14 protein-coding genes are annotated in these 20,192 nt (G+C 65.7%); 3 read left to right on the top strand and 11 right to left on the bottom strand.

Annotation, left to right across the window (positions count from 1 at the left end; translation table 11 throughout):
- Positions 1–39 precede the first annotated feature (39 nt).
- Complete coding sequence (mutS, locus tag C5L14_RS03950; protein ID WP_105860755.1) at positions 40–2,769, top strand: DNA mismatch repair protein MutS; 2,730 nt, start codon at positions 40–42, stop codon at positions 2,767–2,769.
- 311 nt (positions 2,770–3,080) lie between these two features.
- Positions 3,081–5,852: a [protein-PII] uridylyltransferase gene (locus C5L14_RS03945; RefSeq protein ID WP_105860754.1), complete on the top strand. Its 2,772-nt coding sequence runs from the start codon at positions 3,081–3,083 to the stop codon at positions 5,850–5,852.
- A gap of 99 nt (positions 5,853–5,951) precedes the next feature.
- Here the strand turns inward: C5L14_RS03945 and C5L14_RS03940 are convergent, their stop codons facing one another.
- The 8 genes from C5L14_RS03940 to C5L14_RS03905 form a co-directional block, all read right to left on the bottom strand.
- A complete protein-coding gene (locus tag C5L14_RS03940) occupies positions 5,952–7,304 on the bottom strand; it encodes a PspA/IM30 family protein (protein WP_105860753.1) in 1,353 nt (450 codons plus the stop codon).
- Positions 7,301–8,644: a hypothetical protein gene (locus tag C5L14_RS03935; protein ID WP_105860752.1), complete on the bottom strand. Its 1,344-nt coding sequence runs from the start codon at positions 8,642–8,644 to the stop codon at positions 7,301–7,303. Before C5L14_RS03935 ends, C5L14_RS03940 begins: the two co-directional genes overlap by 4 nt.
- 13 nt (positions 8,645–8,657) lie before the next feature.
- On the bottom strand, positions 8,658–9,776 hold the full coding sequence (locus C5L14_RS03930) for a trypsin-like peptidase domain-containing protein (RefSeq protein ID WP_105860751.1): 1,119 nt from the start codon (positions 9,774–9,776) through the stop codon (positions 8,658–8,660).
- Positions 9,777–10,026: 250 nt separating this feature from the next.
- Complete coding sequence (locus C5L14_RS03925) at positions 10,027–11,052, bottom strand: ABC transporter permease subunit (protein WP_105860750.1); 1,026 nt, start codon at positions 11,050–11,052, stop codon at positions 10,027–10,029.
- A 307-nt stretch (positions 11,053–11,359) separates the two neighbouring features.
- Positions 11,360–12,898, bottom strand: coding sequence for a sugar ABC transporter ATP-binding protein (locus tag C5L14_RS03920; protein ID WP_105860749.1), 1,539 nt, complete (start codon positions 12,896–12,898; stop codon positions 11,360–11,362).
- A 21-nt stretch (positions 12,899–12,919) separates the two neighbouring features.
- The gene (locus tag C5L14_RS03915; RefSeq protein ID WP_105860748.1) at positions 12,920–14,395 is read right to left on the bottom strand and encodes a mannitol dehydrogenase family protein; all 1,476 of its coding nucleotides are present in this window, start codon (positions 14,393–14,395) and stop codon (positions 12,920–12,922) included.
- Positions 14,396–14,651: 256 nt separating this feature from the next.
- The gene (locus C5L14_RS03910) at positions 14,652–15,611 is read right to left on the bottom strand and encodes an ABC transporter substrate-binding protein (protein WP_105860747.1); all 960 of its coding nucleotides are present in this window, start codon (positions 15,609–15,611) and stop codon (positions 14,652–14,654) included.
- Between the two features lie 99 nt (positions 15,612–15,710).
- A complete protein-coding gene (locus C5L14_RS03905) occupies positions 15,711–16,805 on the bottom strand; it encodes a LacI family DNA-binding transcriptional regulator (RefSeq protein WP_105860746.1) in 1,095 nt (364 codons plus the stop codon).
- A gap of 787 nt (positions 16,806–17,592) precedes the next feature.
- Here C5L14_RS03905 and C5L14_RS03900 point away from each other — a divergent pair.
- The gene (locus C5L14_RS03900) at positions 17,593–17,961 is read left to right on the top strand and encodes a hypothetical protein (protein ID WP_105860745.1); all 369 of its coding nucleotides are present in this window, start codon (positions 17,593–17,595) and stop codon (positions 17,959–17,961) included.
- A gap of 83 nt (positions 17,962–18,044) precedes the next feature.
- Here the strand turns inward: C5L14_RS03900 and C5L14_RS03895 are convergent, their stop codons facing one another.
- The 3 genes from C5L14_RS03895 to C5L14_RS03885 all read right to left on the bottom strand — a co-directional run bounded on the left by C5L14_RS03895 (position 18,045) and on the right by C5L14_RS03885 (position 20,110).
- Complete coding sequence (locus C5L14_RS03895) at positions 18,045–18,614, bottom strand: hypothetical protein (protein WP_105860744.1); 570 nt, start codon at positions 18,612–18,614, stop codon at positions 18,045–18,047.
- A gap of 100 nt (positions 18,615–18,714) precedes the next feature.
- Positions 18,715–19,275 (bottom strand): NifU family protein, encoded by a 561-nt coding sequence (locus C5L14_RS03890; protein ID WP_105860743.1) that lies wholly within the window; start codon positions 19,273–19,275, stop codon positions 18,715–18,717.
- Between the two features lie 49 nt (positions 19,276–19,324).
- Positions 19,325–20,110 (bottom strand): alpha/beta hydrolase, encoded by a 786-nt coding sequence (locus C5L14_RS03885; RefSeq protein WP_105860742.1) that lies wholly within the window; start codon positions 20,108–20,110, stop codon positions 19,325–19,327.
- Positions 20,111–20,192: the final 82 nt, after the last annotated feature.

Genomic DNA, 20,192 nt, shown 5'->3' with positions numbered 1-20,192 from the left:
CCTCGTGCTCCCTTTGCCCGCATCTGCTAGCGTGCCGCCATGACCTCCTCGCCCCGCAAACTCGACACCGCTGACGCCTCGGCGCCCGTCACGCCGATGATGGCGCAATATCTCGAGATCAAGGCTGGCCATCCCGGCGCCTTGCTGTTCTATCGCATGGGCGATTTCTACGAATTGTTCTTCGAGGATGCGGAAATCGCCTCCAAGACGCTCGGCATCGTCCTGACCAAGCGCGGCAAGCACCAGGGCGAGGACATCGCCATGTGCGGCGTGCCGGTCGTCAGGGCGGACGAATATCTGCAGCGCCTGATCGCCCATGGCCACCGCGTCGCGGTCTGCGAGCAGATGGAGGATCCGGCCGAGGCCAAGAAGCGCGGCTCCAAATCGGTGGTCAAGCGCGGCGTGGTCCGCCTGGTCACGCCCGGCACCATCACCGAGGAGACGCTGCTGGAGCCGACGCGCACCAATCTGCTGCTCGCCCTGGCGCGCCTGCGCATTTCCGACGACGAGGCCCGTTTCGGGCTCGCCTTCGCCGATATCTCCACCGGCGAGTTCGGCCTGTCGGAATGCGACGAGGCCGGCCTGCCGGCCGAAATCGCCCGGCTCGACCCGTCCGAGATCGTGATGGCCGAGGCGGTGCATGAGGATGCCGAACTGGCTTCGCTCTGGCGCGAGAGCCGCGCCGCCGTCACGCCGGTCGGGCGCGACGTCTTCGACGGCTCCCAGGCCGAGCGCCGCCTCGCCGCCTTCTACGATGTCGGCACCATCGACGGCTTCGGCAGCTTTTCCCGGGCCGAGCTGGTCGCCGCTTCCGGCCTGGTCACCTATATCCTGCGCACTCAGGTCGGTCAGAAGCCGGCGCTCGATCCGCCGCGCCGGGACGGCGCCAGCGCCCATATGGCGATCGACGCCGCCACCCGCGCCAATCTGGAGCTGACGCGCACGCTGGGCGGCGAGCGGGCCGGCTCCCTGTTCGATGCCGTCGACCGCTCGGTGACGGCGGCCGGCGGCCGCCTCCTGGCGCAATGGCTTGCGAGCCCGCTGCTGGCGCCGGAGGCCATTGCCCTGCGCCAGGATGCGGTGGCCTTTTTCGCCGAGCAGGCGCTGCTGCGCGGCCAGGTCCGCGCCCGGCTGAAATCGGCGCCGGACATCGCCCGCTCCATGGCGCGCCTCGCCCTCGACCGGGCCGGCCCGCGCGATCTGGCGGCTCTCAGGGAAGGGCTGACCGGCATCGCTGCCATCGAGGCCCTGCTGCGCCAGCGCGAGAGCGAATTGCCGCCGGTGCTCGCCGGCATCCTGTCGGCCCTGGCAAGGCCGGACCAGGGCCAGGCGGCGCGCCTGGCCGCTGCCCTGCAGGACGATCTGCCGCTGCTCAAGCGCGATGGCGGCTTCGTGCGCGCCGGCTATGATGCCGGCCTCGACGAGACCAGGGCGCTGCGCGACGAAAGCCGGCGCGTCATCGCCGGCCTGCAGGCGCGCTATGCCGAGGAGAGCCAGGTCCGCCAGCTCAAGATCAAGCACAACAACATGATCGGCTATTTCGTCGAGGTGCCGCAGCAGGCGGGCGAAGCCTTCCTGCAGCCGGGCCTGCGCGAAACCTATGTGCATCGCCAGACCATGGCCGGCGCCATGCGGTTCTCGACCGCCGAGCTCTCGACCCTGGAATCGCGCATCGCCTCGGCGGCCGAGCGCTCTCTGGCGAGCGAACTCCAGATCTTCTCCGATCTCGCCGCGGCCCTCATCGCCGACGGCGCCGCCATCCGGGCCGCCACCGAGGCGCTGGCCCTGCTCGATGTGATCGTGGCGCTCGCCGTGCTGGCCGAGGAAGAGAACTATGTCCGTCCCGTCGTCGACACCTCGCTCGCCTTCGCCATCGAGGGCGGGCGCCATCCCGTGGTGGAGCGGGCGCTGAAGCGCGAGGGCAAGCCCTTCGTCGCCAATGATTGCGAATTGAGCGGCGAGGGCGAGGGCCAGAAGGCGGCCGGCAAGATCTGGTTGCTCACCGGCCCGAACATGGCGGGTAAGTCGACCTTCCTGCGCCAGAACGCCCTGATCGCGGTGCTGGCGCAGATCGGCTCCTTCGTGCCGGCGAAATCGGCCCATATCGGTGCGGTGGACGCGCTGTTCTCACGCGTCGGCGCCGCCGACGACCTGGCGCGCGGGCGCTCCACCTTCATGGTAGAAATGGTGGAGACGGCGGCGATCCTCAACCAGGCCGGGCCGCGCGCGCTCGTCATCCTCGACGAGATCGGACGCGGCACCGCCACCTTCGACGGCCTCTCGATCGCCTGGGCGGCGATCGAGAACCTCTCCGCCGTCAATCGCTGCCGCGCTTTGTTCGCCACGCATTATCACGAGCTGACCCAGCTGACGAAGAAGCTGCCGAGGCTCGCCAACGCCACCATGCGGGTAACCGAATGGCACGGCGACGTCGTCTTCCTGCATGAGGTGGTGCCCGGCGCCGCCGATCGCTCCTACGGCATCCAGGTCGCCAAGCTCGCCGGCATGCCGGCCGCCGTGGTGGAACGGGCGCGGGCCGTGCTGGCGCAGCTGGAGGCGACCGACCGCCAGGCTCCGGCGGCGCGCCTGGTCGACGATTTGCCCCTGTTCGCGGCGGCCCCGCGGGCGCCGGCCCAGCCCGCGATCAAGGCCCGGGACGAAGTCGCGGAAGCCCTCGATGCGCTCGATCCCAACGACATGACGCCTCGCCAGGCGCTCGACGCCTTGTTTTCCTTGAAAGCCAAACGCGATAGCGCCAAGAAGGGATAATACCTGGGACCGCCGGCTTCCAGCCGGCTCTTCTCATCCGGCGAACGCTGCGGTTCCAAGAACCGGCTGGAAGCCGGCGGTCCCAGGACACTCTCCTTCCTAGAGCAAAGCGCGTTCAAGCGTGAACGCTTATTTGCTCTAGCTCATTGTTTTGACGCGTCTTTGCGATTCTTGGTGACTCCGTCTAATCGCAAAACGCTATAGAGCAAAGTGCGTTCAAGTGTGAACGCTCATTTGCCCTAACTCATTGTTCCAACGCGCCTTTGCGATTCGGGGGCCCCGTCGAATCGCAAAACGCTATAAGGCCTGCAATGCTCGACAAGCCCAATCGTGAGCTCCACCTCGTCCTCGACCGTATGGCGCTCGAAGCCGAGATCGACGCCTTGGCGCTGGAGCATGAGGGGCATGCCGACGCCTTGCGCCTGGCGGTGGTCACCCTGCTCAAGACAACCTTGCGGGACGGCCGCGAGACCATCCGAACCTGGTTCAGCGAGGACCGTCTCGGCACCGCCTGCGCCCAGCGCCTGTCCTGGCTCGAGGACGAGATCATCCGCGCCAGCTACGCCTATGTGACGCGCTACGTCTATACCACCCACAATCCGACGGCAGGCGAGCGCATGGCCGTCATCGCGGTGGGCGGCTATGGCCGCGGCACTCTCGCGCCGGGTTCGGACATCGATCTCTTGTTCCTGCTGCCGGCCAAGCAGACGGCCTGGGGCGAGAGCGTCACCGAAGCCATCCTCTACGTCTTGTGGGATCTCGGGCAGAAGGTCGGCCATGCCACCCGCACGATCGACGAGTGCCTGCGCCTCGCCCGCGGCGACATGACCATCCGCACCGCCTTGCTCGAGGCGCGTCCGATCCTCGGCGACATGGGGCTGGCCGCGGAGCTCGCCGCCCGTTTCGACCGCGAGCTCGTCCAGCTTACCGCGGCCGAGTTCGTGGCCGCCAAGCTCGCCGAGCGCGACGAGCGCCTGATCAAGGCCGGCAACTCGCGCTACCGCGTCGAGCCCAACGTCAAGGAAGGCAAGGGGGGCCTGCGCGATCTCAACACGCTCTATTGGATCGCCAAATATGTCTATCGCGTCAGGGATGCCGCCGATCTCGTCGAGGCCGGCCTGTTCACCCGGCGCGAATATCGCCAGTTCACCCTGGCCGAGGACTTTCTGTGGGCGACGCGCTGCGCCCTCCATTTCCTCACCCGCCGGCCCGAGGAGCGCCTGACCTTCGACACCCAGCGCGAGATAGCGACCTTTCTGGGCTATGCGGACCGCGGGGGCCTGCGCGGTGTCGAGCGGTTCATGAAGCACTATTTCCTGGTCGCCAAGGATGTCGGGGATCTCACGGCCATCGTCTGCGCGGCGCTGGAGGCGCGCCAGGAAAAGCCCAAGGCGATGCTGGACCGCTTCATCGCTCCCTTCCGCCGCAGTCAGCGCCAGGCCCTGATCGGCACCAAGGATTTCGTGATTGAGACAGGCCGGCTCAACGTCGCCAACGACCAGGTGTTCGCGCGCGACCCCGTCAACCTGATCCGCCTGTTCCACCTTGCCGACCTGCATTCCCTCGCCTTGCATCCCGACGCGATGCGCCTCGTCACCCGCTCGCTCAAACTGGTGAACGCGGCACTGCGCGAGAACGCCGAGGCCAACCGGCTGTTCCTGGAGATCCTGACCTCGCGCAATGCGCCCGAGACCGTGCTCCGGCGCATGAACGAAGCCGGCGTGCTCGGCCGTTTCATCCCCGATTTCGGCAAGGTCGTGGCGATGATGCAGTTCAACATGTATCACCGCTACACCGTGGACGAGCATCTGCTGCGGTCGGTCGGCGAGCTCGCCGACATCGATCGCGGCGAGGGCGGCGACGAGCATCCTCTCGTCAACGAGATCATGCCGAGCATCCAGAACCGTACCGCCCTCTATGTCGCCACCTTCCTCCACGACATCGCCAAGGGCAGGCCGGAGGATCACTCGCTCGCCGGCGCCAGGATCGCCAAGAAGCTGGGGCCTCGCCTCGGCCTCACCCCGGCCCAGACGGATACGGTCTCCTGGCTGATCGAGCAGCACCTGGTGATGTCGATGACGGCGCAGTCCCGCGACATTTCCGACCGCAAGACCATCGAGACCTTCGCGGGCACGGTACAGACGCTGGAGCGCCTCAAGCTGCTGCTCATCCTCACCGTGGCCGACATCCGGGCGGTGGGGCCGGGCGTGTGGAACGGCTGGAAGGGCCAGCTCCTGCGCTCGCTGTTCTGGGAGACCGAGCTGGTGCTGGCCGGCGGCCATTCGAATGTGGACCGGCGCGCCAGCGTGCAGTTGTCCCAGGACGAACTGAGGGCCGGCCTGTCCGACTGGAGCAAGGCGGAGGTCGATGCCTATGTGGCGCGCCTGTATCCGCCCTATTGGCTCAAGGTGGACCTGCCGCGGCGGCTGCGCCACGCCCGCTTCGTGCGGGCCGTGCGCGAGCGCGGCGAGACGCTCGGCACCGAGGTCGCCACCGATGCCTTCCGCGGCGTGACCGAACTGACCATCCTCGCCCCCGACCATCCGCGCCTGTTGTCGATCATCACGGGCGCCTGCGCGGCTTCCGGGGCCAACATCGTCGATGCCCAGATCAACACCACCACGGATGGCCTGGCGCTCGACACCATCTTCGTCAGCCGTGAATTTCCGCAGGACGAGGACGAGTTGCGCCGGGCGGGGCGCATTGCCCAGGCGATGGAGCAGGCACTCACCGGCACCATCCGACTGCCTGACGCCGTAGCCAAGCGCAGCGCCATCAAGCCGCGGCAGAAGGCCTTCCAGGTCGCGCCCGAGGTGGTGGTCGACAATGAATGGTCGAACCGGCACACGGTGGTGGAGGTCTGGGGCCTTGACCGCCCCGGGCTGCTCTACGACCTCACCACGGCGATCTCGCGGCTGAACCTGAACATCGCCTCGGCCCATATCGCCACCTTCGGCGAAAAAGCGGTCGACGTGTTCTACGTCACCGACCTTACCGGGGCGAAGATCACGTCGCTGCAGCGCCAGGACAGCATCCGCAGCAACCTGCTGGCGGTGTTCCGGGGTGAAGGGAAATCGGGCTGAACGGGGTGGCCGATCAAGCACCGTCATTGCGAGCGTAGCGAAGCAATCCAGGTCTCGCAGATGCAGTGGCCATGGCTTCTGGATTCGCGACCGCTGGCGTCATTGCAGCCTCTGCACCAGCTGCTGGTAGAATTTCTGCGATTCCGTTCCCATTGGAAGGTCGTTCTGGGCATTGGGGCCGACCAGGTCGGCCGTCACGACGCGAGCCCGCTCGCGCAGGGCCGCCCAGTCCGGCAAGGTCCATTGGGTCTGCGTGATGGTCGAGAGGATGTAGAGGACGTTGTAGCGCCCCGTCAGCGTCAGGCTCTGGACGGCCGGCCGCGCCAGCATGTTGACGAGGGCGCCGACCAGCATGCGCTGGTCGGCGGGCGAGACCGTCCCGTCGCGCAATGCCCGCACGAGATTGTCCGTGGTCGCCCGCCGCGCATCGCCATTGGGGCCATCGATCAGGTTGACGTTGGCGAGCAATTGTTCGCCGGCCGTCAGCTTGGGGGGAGGGGGAAGCTTGTAGGCCCGGGACTGGTCGATGGCCTGTGTCAGCACAGCGTCCGAAGCACGCAGGAACTGGTGCTGGGACGGGTTCGCCGTTGGTGCCGGCGCCGACTTCAGGGCATCCTTGAGTTTGGTCTGGGCTTCCTCCAGCGAGCGTTTCATCGCCAGCAGCTGGTCGTTGAGATCCTTGAGTTCGGCCTCGTGCCGAAACCGCTCGGTCTGGAGTTGAACATCGGCCTTGAGGAAGCGCTGGGCCCGCTTGTCATTGTCCGCCGACAGTTCCTCCGCCTGCTCGCGCAGGCGATCGGCCTCCTTGCGGGCCTCGTTCTCCCGAAGGAAGGAGAGGACAGCGAGGATGGCAAAGGCGACGGACAGGAGGAGCGTGACGATGAACCCGATGCGGATATGGCGCGCCCGGCGTTCGGCCGCCGTGCTCGCGCTCACGAAGGCCTCGATTTCCGGGTCCTTGTCGCGATATCCGGCAGCTTCCACCAGGGCATTGCCGGTAAGCAGATAGCCGGGCGCCCGGTTCGACCGGCGCCATTGATAGGCCAGGGCACCGATGCGGATCTGGGCGCGGGCGTCCTGCGCCGTCGCCGCCCCCGTCGAACTCCCGGCCACCGTTGCGCCGGCGGGGAGAGCCTTGTCCGATGTGAGATAGGGAGCGAGCGGCAGGTCGAGATCCAGCCTCGCGCCGTTCGTCGACCAGGTCAGCAGCTGCGTGCTCCAATAGTCGATGATGCCCTGGGCTGCTTCGCGATCCTCCTCCTGTCCAAGGCGAGCGCCGGCTGCCGCGACACTGTCCCGGAAAGCCGCAACGCGATTGTGAAAGGCTTCGATTGCTTGCGGACTATCGTCACTCCGCTGGCTGCTGGACCTGAGCAGGTCGAGATGTGCGTGGCTGATATCCGCGATGCTTGCGTAGATGTTCGGCTGAAGAGGGGGCGCTGTTTCGGTCATGGCACGGCCCCCAGAATGTCCTTCAGGCGGCCGCTGATCTGGAAGACGCTGTCGAAATCCGCCTTCAGCCGGCTGTCGAGCGCGAAGAACTGGGCACTGGCATTCTTCTGGAAACCCGAGAAGGCCCGCTGCAGGGCCCGGATTGCCGGCGCGTTCTTGAGGTTGAACGCGGTGTCGCGCTGGGCGATCTCGACATCCTGCAGGCAGGCGTCGATCTTGTCGCAATCCTCTCCATCGACGGTCAGATCCGCGCGTTCCAGGCCCAGCGACGCCAGGTTCAGCAGCATCGCCCTGGTCTCGGGCCAGAGGGCGGCGATCTCATCCACGATCAGGACACCGGGATCGTCCAGGCAACTGGCGAGGATCGAGAGGTTCTGCTCCACTTTCTGCAGGCGGTTATGGGTCGCGATCCGGCTCATCAAGGTGCGCTGCAGGGCCCCGAGGGCGACGATGGCCTCGTCGAGCGCCGCCTGCAGGCCAGCATCGGCTGCGCCGATTTCGACCAGGGCGCCTGCCAGTTCCGGCAGGGGCAATTTCGTCGCGGCATCGAAGATACCCTTGTTCAGCTGCACCGACTGGCTGTCGCTGATCGATGCGATCTGCCGGATGGCGATGAGCACCGGCCCCGGCCTGTCGGCGTCGAGCCCCTCCTGACAGCGCTGCGAGCTGCTTTCCAGCTCGTCGACCCAGGAAAGGTCGAGGCCGGCCAGGATCTCGTCCGCGCCCGGCCTGGCGATCTGGGTGCGGATGGCGGCGACGGCGGCACGGACCTGGGCGATGTAGACCTGCACCGTCTCGTAGCTGATCGGGTTGTCCATGCTCGCCACGGCCTGCAGCAGGATGCGGGTGTGGTTGATCTGGATATGGTGGAGGCTGTCGTGCAGCCCCTTATAGGCAGCCAGCAGGTTGATGCGTCGGCCGATCTCGCCAAGGCGCTGCTTGGAGATGCCCGCCTTCTTCCCGACCTCGTCCTTGGCCAAATAGGCGGCGAGACTGTCGAGCCCGGTGACGACGGTGCCGACCTGCGACGCTACGCTCGGCGGTGCGGTCAGGGCATCGGGGATCAATTGCGTCACCAATTCCCTGAACGCCGTGTTGTCGTTCTTGGCATGCAGCACGATGGCGACGAAATTCGTCAGGATCCCGCATTTTTGCGCCCAGTCGACGCAATCGCGGGCGACCTTGCGCCGGGGCTGCTCGGCAAAGCTCACACCGGTGATGGCAACCGACGTGCCGTAGCAGATCTGCATGAGGTCGCCCAGTTCGCGAAAGGTGCACAGGTCTCCGATCGCGTTGGAGATCGAGATGACGCTTTGAGGGGGGAGTGTGACGACGCCCATGCCGTTCCCCTTCTCAGGCCGCCGGAATGGCGGCGCCGAGGCCGGCCGCCTCGATATCCGCCCGGATCAGTCCCGCGGGGACGCCCTGGTTGAATGTCGGCTCGCCCCAGGCCGGATCGCCGAAATGATGGAGGGCGAGAAGCTGCCACTCCATGCTCAGGCAGGGTGAGCCTGAAGAGCCCGGATCGGTGTTGGTGGCATAGCGCAGCCTCGGCCGGCCCGGCGGAGCGGGTGTGGGCAGGATCGCCTCGGTGTCGATCGCCAGCTTGATCGGCCCCCCATGGGGATGCTGGGCGATGATCAGGGGCGAGCCTTGGCCCAGGGCGTCGTCCCGGCCCGGCAGGGCGAACCAGCCGCGCTCGGTGCCGGTGTTCCCGGCCAGCTCCAGCAGCGCAAAGTCGAGCTCGGTCGCCGAGGGGGGCGGCTCGTCCGGCGCCGCGGTCATTTCGGCCGGCGCGTAGGGGCGATGGTGCAGCAGCGCGGTGCCGGACAGCGCGGCCGCCTCGCCCTCGTTGAAGGAACCGTCGGCCTTGCGCGCATAGTCGAAACGGCAGGAAACGGCGGACAGGCCGTTCTGCCCGGCGACCGCCTCGACGACATGCCAGTTGGTCAGAACCGCCCGTGGGCCGACCAGGAAACCGGTGCCGGCCGGGCTGCCGTCGATCTCGATGCGGCAGACCCGGCGCAGCGTATCGTTCATTCCGGCGATCCACAAGGCGGGATCGAGCATGCGCAAATGAGGCTTGATGTTGCGCTGCAGGCCGGGGCCCAGGGTCGCGGCGCTGGGCTGCGTGCCGCGATTGTCCTTGTCCAGCACCACCAGGTCATAGGGATTGGTCAGGGTTTCAGCCGCCGCTTCCGGCGCCAGCCGGGCGATGAGCTGGCGGATATCGTCGCGACGCGGGCGGTCGACATAGATCGCCTTGAGGAAATTGCCGGTCTGACCTTCCTGTTCGAGGCGGATGACCAATTCGCGCAGCACGGAGACCAGCGGCTTGGCGACGTCGGTCCAGTAGACCTCGAGCTGGTCGCCGGTCGCCACATAGACGAAATTGCCGAGATCATCGAGATTGACGGTCGTCGACAGGGCCTTGGCCAGTTCGGAGACCTGCGCGCCTGTGAGCTTGTCCACCTTCGCCCCCCTCGCTCGATCATCTCGATGCCGGCCCCTGGCTGAGCGCTTGCCTGCTCGAGCTCCTTGCTTCGTCGCGTCCTCGCGGTTCCCAGGTGTCTCTGTCCACTGGCGGAATGCTTTAGCATAATCGCGTGAGAGCGCCGTGAATCCCGGCCATCGGTGAAGCCGGCATGACGACCGCCTCAACGAGAACCGCCTCCGTCGCGCGTGCAACGGAGGCGGGAAGGCTTGCGGTCCGGCGGCCGGGTCAGGTGCGGGCGCTGCCGGAGGAGCGCAGGCGGTCGAGGGCGACGGCGCCGATGATCACCAGACCCTTGATGATGAACTGCCAGATATCGGAAACACCGATCAGGATCAGGCCGTTGGAAAGCACGGCGATGATCAGGGCCCCGATGAGCGTGCCCCAGATCGAGCCGATGCCGCCCACGAAGCTGGTGCCGCCGAGGATCACGGCGGCGATGGCGTCGAGCTCGTAGGACTGGCCGAGCTGCAAGCCGTTGGCGGCATAGAGCTTGGCGGCGGACATCGCCCCGCCGAGGCCTGCCAGCAGGCCGGAAATGCCATAGACGATGAGCAGGATCGACCAGACCTTGATGCCCGACAGCCGCGAGGCCTCGGCATTGCCGCCGATGGCGTAGATGCGCAGGCCCAGCACGGTGCGGCGCAGGATCAGCCAGGACACCACCACCGTGGCGAGCGCGATCACCATCAGCCAAGGCACCCCGAAGATCGTGCCGTTGCCGATGAAGGCGAAGGGCAGGCTGGGATTGAAGATCGTCTTGTCCTCGCCGAACAGACGGGCGAGGCCGCGCACCGCCGTCATCGAGCCGAGGGTGACGATGAAGGGCGGCAGGCGCATGAAGGCGATCAGCGCGCCATTGACGAGGCCGAGCAGGCCGCCGGTCACCAAAGCGGCCACCAGCCCCATCATGCCCCAGCCCGGGATCAGCGAGACGATCAGGGCGATCATGGCCGAGGCCGCGAGCACCGAGCCGACCGAGAGGTCGATACCGCCGGTGAGGATGACGAAGGTCATGCCGGCGGCGAGCACGGTGTTGATCGAGGCCTGCTGGGCCACGATCGACAGATTGTTCCAGCTCATGAAGCGCCCGCTGGCCCAGGACAGGCCGCCGGATTCGACATAGCCCGACAGGAGCTGGAACAGGATGGCGATCAGCACGAGGGCGGGCAGCATGCCCAGGCCCCGCAGCGTGGCTGACAGGGCGAATTTGCGGCGGGCGGTATCTGCGGTGGAAGGGTTGGTGGATGTCATCGCACAGTCCTGCCTGTCTTGGGGGCCGCCTCGTCTTGCCGGTATGTCATCGCGCGGGATCGATGGGTGAGAAACCCAATAAGTGCTGCCGTCATCCCCGGCAGAGCCGCTCTTGAGCGAAGCGAGAGAGGGCGAGGTATCCTCACAAGCTTTGTTTGTGAGTGGAATCCAGGAGCTGAAGAGCTCGATCCTTGGCTCTGGATCCCCTTCCCTCCCAGTCGCAAGCAAAGCTTGCGACGTGCTCGCCGGGGATGACAGCCTGGCAGCGATTCACTCATTCTTCGATGACTCGTAAAAGCCGGGTGCGTCATGCGGCATCCTTCGCGGCCGATGTCGCGATGGCCATGATGTTCTCCTGGCTGACCGCTTCGGCCTCGGGCCCGCCGCCGAGTTCCCCTGCAATATGGCCCTCGCGCATCACGATGACTCGGTCGCAGATGCCGACGATCTCGGGCAGTTCGGACGAGATCACCGCCACGCCGACGCCTTCGCGGGCCAGGCGGTCGATCAGGCGGTAGATCTCCGATTTGGCGCCGATATCGACGCCGCGGGTCGGCTCGTCCAGGATCAGCACGCGCGGCTTGGTTTCGAGCAGCCGCGAGAGCAGGACCTTCTGCTGGTTGCCGCCGGAGAGGCCGCCCACCGGCGCGTCGGGCGAGGCGGTGCGGATGCCGGTGGCCTGGATCGCTTCGGCCGTGCGCTTGCGGCCCTTGGCGAGGTTGAGGAAGCCGCCGGCCAGGGCGTCGCGGGCGATCACCCCCAGATTGATGTTTTCGGCGACCGACATGTCCAGCATCAGCCCGAGCAGCTTGCGGTCCTCGGTGAGATAGGCGATTCCGGCCTCAATGGCGTCCTGCGGCGAGCGGATGTTCACCTGCTTGCCGTCGACCGCCACGGTGCCCGATATCCGCGCATCGGCGCCGTAGATCAGGCGGGCAAGCTCGGTGCGGCCGGCGCCGACCAGGCCGGCGATGCCGAGCACCTCGCCCTCGTGGATGTCGAAGGAGCAGGGCTGGATGCGCCTGCCATCGGCGATGTCGCGCACCGAGAAGATGATCCGGCCGCGGCTTTGATGGGCGTCGTGCTCCTTCTTGTAGAAGGAGGAGAGGTCGCGCCCCACCATCATGCGCACCACCGCGGCGGGGGTGATCGCCTCGCGGTCCAGCGTTCCGACATAGGTGCCGTCGCGCAGCACCGAGACGCGGTCGGAGAGCTCGTAGACCTCCTTCATGCGGTGGCTGATATAGACGATGGCGAGCCCTTCCTGCTTGAGCTGGCGCACCAGGGCGAACAGCCGCTCGGTTTCGCGCTCGGACAGGGTGGTGGTGGGCTCGTCCATGATCAAGACGCGCGAGCGGGCGTGGACGGCGCGGGCGATCTCCACCAGCTGGCGTTCGGCGATGGAGAGTTCGGCGACCTTGTCGCGCGTACTGAAGGTGGCGCCGAGGCGCTGCAGCACGCTTTCGACGCCGGCGACCATGGCGCCACGGTCGATCAGGCCGGCCCGGCTCGGCTCGCGGCCGAGATAGATGTTCTCGGCCACGGTGAGATTGGGCGCGAGGGCGAGCTCCTGATAGATGATGGCGATCCCCAATTGCTTGGCCGCCATCGGGCCCGAGATCGCCACCTTCTGCCCGTCGATCAGGATTTCCGAGCCCTCATCCGGCGTATAGGCGCCGGAGAGGATCTTCATCAGGGTCGACTTGCCGGCGCCGTTCTCGCCCATCAGGGCGTGGATTTCGCCGAGCTTGACGTCGAGCGACACGTTCTTCAGGGCCTGAACCCGGCCGAACGTCTTGGAAACATTGCGCATTTCCAGGAAGGGATGCGTCTGGCCTGGGTTCATCCTGCCCCCGTTTGCACGCTGTTATTGCAGCAGTTGCGCCAATGTTGCAGCTGTTCCCTGGCTTGCCAATGATTTTGACTGGATTTGGTAAGCGGCGACGAAGGCCGGGCTCTGGCGAAGGCCAAGACCGGCAAAGGCCTCGATGTCGAGCACGGCCAGGGGGGCGCCGCTTTTCAGCCGCTGCCAATCGGCCTGGCCGATGCGCGGCTCGAAGATGTCGAAGCCAACACCCCGATCATCCACGCCGCCGAGATAGCGGGCAAAACAGGCGAGCAGGAAGGCTTCGCGCCCAAGGTCCGAGCCCTCGGCGATCAGCTGGCCGATCGTCTTGCCGTGGAAGACCACGATCTTGGAGGCGCCGTCGCCGGCCACCCGGAGAAGCTGGTCCTTGATGGCGGGATTGGCGAAGCGCTCGATCACCGTGTCGGTGAAAGCTTGCGTCGAATAGCCGGCTGGCGGCTCGACGAGGCGGCGGGCGTCGCGGTCCCAGAAGGCGTGGAGAAGGCGGGGAATGTCGGGATGGCGCATGCCTTCGTCGACCAGGCGGCTCCCCATCAGCAGGGACGGATAGCACATCAGCATATGGGCGGCGTTGGAGAGCCTGCCCTTCACCGCGACATAGGCCGGCACTTGGCTGCTGAACACCACGCCGGCCCGCTCGAGCTCGGGGCGGCCGGCGCAGAAACGGTCTTCCACCACCCAGCTCGTATAGGGTTCGCAGGTGGCGGCGACGAGATCCTCGACGCCGATGCCGGCGGTGATGCGCCGGCGTTCGTCCTCGGGCACTTGCGGGGCGATGCGGTCGACCATCGAGTTGGGGAAGGCGCCGTTCGCCTCGATCCAGTCGGCGAGGTCGGGATCGAGGGCACGGGCAAAGCCGAGCACGGCAAGGCGCGAGGTGTCGCCATTGCGCGGAAGGTTGTCGCAGGACATCACGGTGAAGGGCGGCAGGCCGGCCTGGCGCCGGCGCGCCAGCGCGGCCACGATATAGCCGAACACCGTCCGCGGCGGCCCACCACTGAGATCATGGCGAATATCGGGGGTATCGAGGCGGAATGCACCGCTGGCTTCGTCGATATTGTAGCCGCCTTCGGTGATGGTGAGCGAGACGATGCGGGTGGCGGGATCGGCGAGGCGGGCCAGCACGGCGTCCGGGCCCGCCGGGGCATGCAGATAATCGATCATCGCGCCGACGATCTGCGTTTCCTTCGGTGCCGGGGAGGTGAGCTGCGTCACCGTGTAGAGATTGTCCTGCCGGCGATAGGCCTCGGCCTTGGCCCGCGCTGTGGGGCCGTTGGTCAGGCCCACGCCGCAGATCGCCCAATCCTCTTGCCCGGGATGATGCAGGCAGGCCTCGATGGCGACGGCCTGGTGCACGCGGTGAAAATTGCCGACCCCGAAATGCACGATCCCGGCCCGCAGCCGGCTACGGTCATAAGAAGGCTTGGTCACGGTCGGACCGAACGAGGCGAGCGTCGACATGTCGAGCGGGGGCATGGCCTGTACTTTCAGGAGTTGAAACAGTCTCCTCGGGCCTGTCGCCAGTGATGGACGCCAGGCTCGAGAGCTGGGGAGGACAATCGGCGGAACGCGTCGCAGACACGGGACCGCAAGATAGGAATAGCGCTTTTATCGTCTTGCGATCCCGGATCTGCACCGCATCACTGCGTGCTGCTGTGCGTCCGGGATGACAGCGGGCTTTCACCCGATTGCTCCAGGGCGGGAGGAGGCCAGCTTACGTCAGACGGCGACGTCAGTCGTCGTGCTTGGCATTCCAGCCCTTGTAGTCGCCGACATTCTCGCGGGTGACCAGGGCGGAGGGAATCAGGATGACGGGCTTCTCGGGCTTCTTGCCGTTGACCAGGTCCATCGCAGTCTGCGCCGAGACCTTGGGAATGGCGTAGAAATCCTGGCTCGCCGAGGCCTTGATCATGTCCAGGGCCGGGTCCTTAAGGGCAGCCTCGATATCGGGCGAACCATCGACCGAGGTGATGAAGAACTCGCTGCGGCCCGCCTGCTTGGCGGCGAGCGCGGTACCGATGGCCTGCGGATCGTTGATGGTGAAGATCGCGTCGATCTTGGGGAAGCGGGTCAGGTAGCCCTGCGCTACCGCCATGCCGCCGTCGCGCGATCCCTTGCCGTCCTGGTCGTCCGACAGGATCTTGATGTCGGGATATTTGGCCAGGACCTGCTTGCAGCCCACCACGCGATCGATCACTGAGGAGACTTGCGGCCCATTCTGGATGACGACATTGCCGGCGCCCTTCAGCCTGTCGGCGATATACTGGCAGGAAATGCTGCCGGCCATGATGTTGTCGGTCATCACGATGGCATCGGCGCCCTCGGCGCCGGTGTCGAAGGCGATGACCGGGACGCCCGCAGCCTGCGCCTTCTTGATCGCCGGCGTGATCGCCTTGGGATCGCCGGGGTTGAGCAGGATGAAATCGGCGCCGGCCGCGATGAAATTGTCGATCTGGTTGACCTGCTTGCCGAGATCGTAGTCGTAACCGACGGTGGTCACCTGCGCCTGGGGATAGGCCTTCTTGATGATCCTGGTCGCGGTGTTGGCGATGATCACGAAGCCGGGATTGCCGAGCGATCCCACGGATATGCCGACTGCCCTGACCTCCTTGGCCTGGGCGGGGAGCGATGCGCCCATGACCAGCGCCGCACCGGCCATGGCGATGCCGGCGAGGCATTTCAAACCCCTCATGACTTCCTCCTCATGAATGAGATCGATCTCATTTTATTATAAAATAATACATTTAAATTGATGCACGAGAAAATGAGACTGTCAATGGAGGCTCGGCGATCAAGGCGCGAGATCGAAGACGGACTCCCGATCGATCAGGATGGTCGGCATCTCGACATCCCTGCCAGCCTCGCCACCCTGGATCTGCCGAACCAACAAATTGACGGCGGCGCGACCCATTTCATAGATCGGGCGCTGTACCACCGAGATGGCCGGCGTGAGGGCGCCGGACCAGGGCGATTCGTCGAAGCTGACGAGGGCGACATCCCGTCCCACCACCAGGTTCAGGGCCCGGCAGGCGGCCAGCACGCCAATGGCGATTTCCTCGCAGGTCGCCAGAATCGCGGTGGGCCGGGGTTCGGCGCGCAGAATCGATGTCACGGCGTCGATGATCATCCGGGGATTGTTTGGCGTGTAGCGCAACCAGGCCTTCGGCAGGTCGAGGCCGGCTGCCTCCAGCGCCTCCCTCGCGCCTAGAACACGGTCTCGGGCGCTGGAGACGGCCCCTCGCGGTTCGCTCTGGCGTTGCGAGGTGGCGGCGGCCGTGAGGACCACCAGGCCGATGCGGGTATGTCCGCGCGCGATGAACAATTCCACGGCCTCGCGCGCGCCGCCGCGATCATCCGTGGTTACGGTGCTCACCGGGATGTCGGCAATGCGGCGATCGAGCAGTACCATGCGTCCCTCGCCGGCACCGGCCTTCTGCAGATGCTCGTTGTGGTCGGGCGAGGAGGGCACGACGATCATGCCGGCAACACGCTTCTCCGTCAGCGTCTGCACCGCCTCGATCTCGGTCTTCAGATCGTCGTCCGTATTCACGATCAGGGTCTGATATCCCAGCGAGGCGCAGGTATCGATGATCGCCCGGGCCGCGCTGGCAAAAAAGGAATTGCTGATGTCTGCAAGGACGACACCGATGACCTGGGTGCGGCCCGCGCGCATGGCCCGGGCCGCCTCATTGAGCCGGTAGTTCAACGCCCGGGCGGCCGCCGCGACGCGTTCCCGGGTCTCCTCGGTCACCAGGCCGTAGCCGCCGAGGGCGCGGGCCGCGGTGGCGCGGGAAACCTTGGCAAGGCGTGCAACGTCCAGAAGGCGGGCGGGGCGGGAACTGCCGGACTGCTGGCTTTCCTCGGCGGTTTTCTCTTTTTGAGTCATGCCTCTACTTGGGGCAGGAGGCTTTCTTCGGCCAAATTGAAAAGTATTTTTTGTCGCTGGGGTGCTTGCCTACTACCTTTACGGCAGAAAGGCAAATCATATGCATATTCTAATAGACAGAACTGTTCAATAAAGCTCAGATAGGTGTCCGGTCAGAATATTTTAAGAATATTCGACCTTTTTTAAGTCGTCGCTCTGCCGAGATGGCGCCGGACAGCTCGCCGATACTGTCGCTGTCCCGATGGGCGGCGATGGTGCGCAACCGTGGCCCCGGGCGGTCGTGCTGCCGGCGGATGTCGCGGCCGTGTCGCCGATTGAGAGGCGCGGCGCCAGCCACCCCTCTCCCTCCTAGAGCAAAGCGCGTTCAGGCGTGAACGCTTATTTGCTCCAACTCATTGTTCTGACGCGTCTTTGCGATTCTAGGTGACCCCGTCTAATCGCAGAACGCTATAAGGGATATCGTCAACTCCCTTGAGTTGACCAGAGCGCGGGCATGCACGTCCGGCCTGGTCTTCAACCTGATCATCTGGCCCGGCCCTTCGGTTGGTGCCCATTGGCAAGATGCCAGCCCAGAAGCCGGTCTCGATGTGCGCCGGAATGGCGCCGGGGTTATGATGTCAGTCAGCCGATTCACGATTGTGGCTGAATTGGGCCTGCTTGTCGCAGGAATTACTGATTCCTTAGAGGTGAATATTCAAAATAAACCATTGTTGTTCATCTGGTCTTAAGGCGGTCCGTGATATTTTACTGTTATAGCTGGGGTAATCAAATCGGAGTTTCCGTTGCAATGACGATGAAGATCTGCCTTTCAGCCGCAATGCTCTGCGTGACGACAGCATTGGCGATCACGCCGGCCTCTGCAGGCGACGGTCGCACCGGCGCCTTCGTGGGTGGCGCAGCCCTTGGTGCGGTCGGCGGCGTCCTGCTCGGCCAGGCACTGGCCGATCGCCCCGCGCCGCCGCCGCGGCCGGCGCCGGTCTATGAAGCGGCCCCGGTGGCCTATGATCCCTATATCGACCGCCTCGATCGTCTGCATGCCGGCTGCGACAGGGGCGATCGCCGGGCCTGCGTCCAGTTCGGCGAAATGATCGGGGCCCATCGCGAGCGGGTGGCGGAATGGCGCCGTACCCATCCAGACTATTTCGAATGGGAATAGAACGTTCCGCTTCAGGGGAAACGGGCAGGCGTTCCGGAAATGCCCGTTTTCCGATCGGCCGCGCGATGGCTGCATGACGGAACTCAGCCGGCTGGCCTCATCGTGATCGTGCAGGCGATGCCGGCACTCGCGACGAGGCGCTGATTGAGACAGCGGATGGTGGCGAAGCTTTCGCTGACGACCCGGGCCCTGCCGATGTCGCCATCGGCATCGCCGCGCATCACGCCGAGATCGAGCATGTCCTGCTCGATGTCGTAGTCACTCTTCTCCGGCCCGATCGTGTGCAGCAGGCTTTCGAGATGGGCAGTGAAATTGATGAGGTCCGCCGGGCTGGCCCGGTCACCGACCAGGCCGATCGAATCGATCGCATTGCCGGCGAGGACGATGGTCATCGAAGTGGGCGAACGGGAGGCGCCGATCGAACCGGTGACATCGGCCCCCGGCCTGATCGTCGTCAGATATTCGGTGTCGTCGAACGTGCAGGCATGGGACTCCCCGTCCTTCCCCCGACAGGCACGGATCGGGTCCAAGCCGTCCCGGAGGAGGCGCGCATCGAACATCTCAACCAGACGCCACTCCGTCAGCGGCGCAGATTGGGCCTGGACCGTGCCGAACAGGGCACTCGTAAAGAATATGGATAGCAGCAGGCGCATGGCCGTAGCGAACTCCGGCCCCCCCGAGGGGATTAAGCACCTGTCGCCTTAAACATTCATGAAGGCGGCGCACCGCCGCCCTTGCCGACCTTCTATCGCCTCAGGCGGCGCGGACTTCCTGAACCTCGGGCACGAAATGGCGCAGCAGGTTCTGGATGCCGTTGCGCAGCGTGGCCGTGGAGGAGGGGCAGCCCGAGCAGGCGCCCTTCATGGCGAGATAGACCACGCCTTCGCGATAGCCGCGGAAGGTGATGTCACCGCCATCGGCCGCCACGGCCGGGCGCACGCGGGTCTCAAGCAGATCCTTGATCGTCTCGACCGTGTCCTCGTCCGCCTCGTCGAAGAACTCCTCGCCTTCCTCCAGCGGCGCGACGTCCGCATTGAGGATCGGCACGCCGGAGAGGTAATGCTCCATGATCGCGCCGAGCACGGCGGGCTTGAGGTGCTGCCATTCCACGCCCGAGCGGGTGATGGTGATGAAGTCCGAGCCGAAGAACACGCCGGCGACGCCCTCGATCGAGAAGAGCTTCTGCGCGAGCGGCGATTGCGCGCCTTCGGCGGCATTCGTCATGTGCAGCGTGGTGCCTTCGGGCAGCACTTCGCGGCCGGGCAGGAATTTGAGGGTCGAGGGATTCGGCGTCGCCTCGGTCTGAATGAACATCTTTCTCTCCGCTCCAGCAACCGGGTCAAGGCCGGTCAGGACCTCTCAATTATAGGAGAAGCTGCGATTTGGGCGCAATGCCCTCCACCGCCTCCACCAGCTTGTCGAGATCCTGCGGCCGGGACAGGCGATGGTCGCCATCCTTGATCAGCGTCACCGTAACATCGTCCTCGGCCAGGCTCTCGACCAGCGCCATGGCATGCTGCCAGGGCACGTCCGGATCTTCCATCCCCTGCAAGATATGTACGGGGCAGCCGGTTTTCACCATGTCGCCGAGAAGAAGATGGTTGCGGCCTTCCTCGATCAGTGCCCGGGTGATCGGGTAGGGCTCGGGCGAATAGTCGGACGGGCGCAGCCAGGCCCCCTTGTCCATGATCTCGCGCTTCACTGCGTCGGGAAACCGGTCCCACATCAGCCGCTCGGTAAAATCGGCGGCGGGAGCGATCAGCACCATGCCGGCCGGCGCCAGCGGCGTACCGGCCAGGGCCTGCGCGGCCAGCAGGGCGATCCAGCCGCCCATCGAGGACCCGACCAGGATCGGCGGCGTCTTGACGCCCTCGCGGATCACGGCCAGCGCGTCCTCGAGCCAGGAGCCGATGGTGCCGTCCTCGAAGCGTCCGCCTGATTCGCCATGGCCGGAATAGTCGAATCGTGTGACCGCCCTCAGGTGACGCGTGCCCCATTCGGCAAGAAAACTGGCCTTGGTTGCCTGCATGTCGGAGCGGAAGCCGCCGAGCCAAACCACATCCGGGCCGCGTCCCGGCTGGTGACGCCAGGCAATGGTTCGGCTGGACGGGCCTTCGCCGACGCTGATCATGGCGGGGTTGCTGGTCATCCGATCATTTCCTCTTGCTGGTGCGACGGCGCGTTCTGGAGGGACGCCCGAAAAAATATACGGGTTAGGCCCGAAATTCCTG

This window comes from Labrys okinawensis (genome assembly GCF_002982075.1).
Taxonomy (GTDB): domain Bacteria; phylum Pseudomonadota; class Alphaproteobacteria; order Rhizobiales; family Labraceae; genus Labrys; species Labrys okinawensis_A.
Note: the sequence above shows the minus strand (reverse complement) of the source record. Positions and strands in the feature narration are given on the sequence as shown.

Coding starts and splice junctions, on each gene's coding strand:
- mutS (WP_105860755.1), top strand. CDS start 40: ATGACCTCCTCGCCCCGCAAACTCGACACCGCTGACGCCTCGGCGCCC.
- C5L14_RS03945 (WP_105860754.1), top strand. CDS start 3,081: ATGCTCGACAAGCCCAATCGTGAGCTCCACCTCGTCCTCGACCGTATG.
- C5L14_RS03940 (WP_105860753.1), bottom strand. CDS start 7,304: ATGACCGAAACAGCGCCCCCTCTTCAGCCGAACATCTACGCAAGCATC.
- C5L14_RS03935 (WP_105860752.1), bottom strand. CDS start 8,644: ATGGGCGTCGTCACACTCCCCCCTCAAAGCGTCATCTCGATCTCCAAC.
- C5L14_RS03925 (WP_105860750.1), bottom strand. CDS start 11,052: ATGACATCCACCAACCCTTCCACCGCAGATACCGCCCGCCGCAAATTC.
- C5L14_RS03920 (WP_105860749.1), bottom strand. CDS start 12,898: ATGAACCCAGGCCAGACGCATCCCTTCCTGGAAATGCGCAATGTTTCC.
- C5L14_RS03915 (WP_105860748.1), bottom strand. CDS start 14,395: ATGCCCCCGCTCGACATGTCGACGCTCGCCTCGTTCGGTCCGACCGTG.
- C5L14_RS03910 (WP_105860747.1), bottom strand. CDS start 15,611: ATGAGGGGTTTGAAATGCCTCGCCGGCATCGCCATGGCCGGTGCGGCG.
- C5L14_RS03905 (WP_105860746.1), bottom strand. CDS start 16,805: ATGACTCAAAAAGAGAAAACCGCCGAGGAAAGCCAGCAGTCCGGCAGT.
- C5L14_RS03900 (WP_105860745.1), top strand. CDS start 17,593: ATGACGATGAAGATCTGCCTTTCAGCCGCAATGCTCTGCGTGACGACA.
- C5L14_RS03895 (WP_105860744.1), bottom strand. CDS start 18,614: ATGCGCCTGCTGCTATCCATATTCTTTACGAGTGCCCTGTTCGGCACG.
- C5L14_RS03890 (WP_105860743.1), bottom strand. CDS start 19,275: ATGTTCATTCAGACCGAGGCGACGCCGAATCCCTCGACCCTCAAATTC.
- C5L14_RS03885 (WP_105860742.1), bottom strand. CDS start 20,110: ATGACCAGCAACCCCGCCATGATCAGCGTCGGCGAAGGCCCGTCCAGC.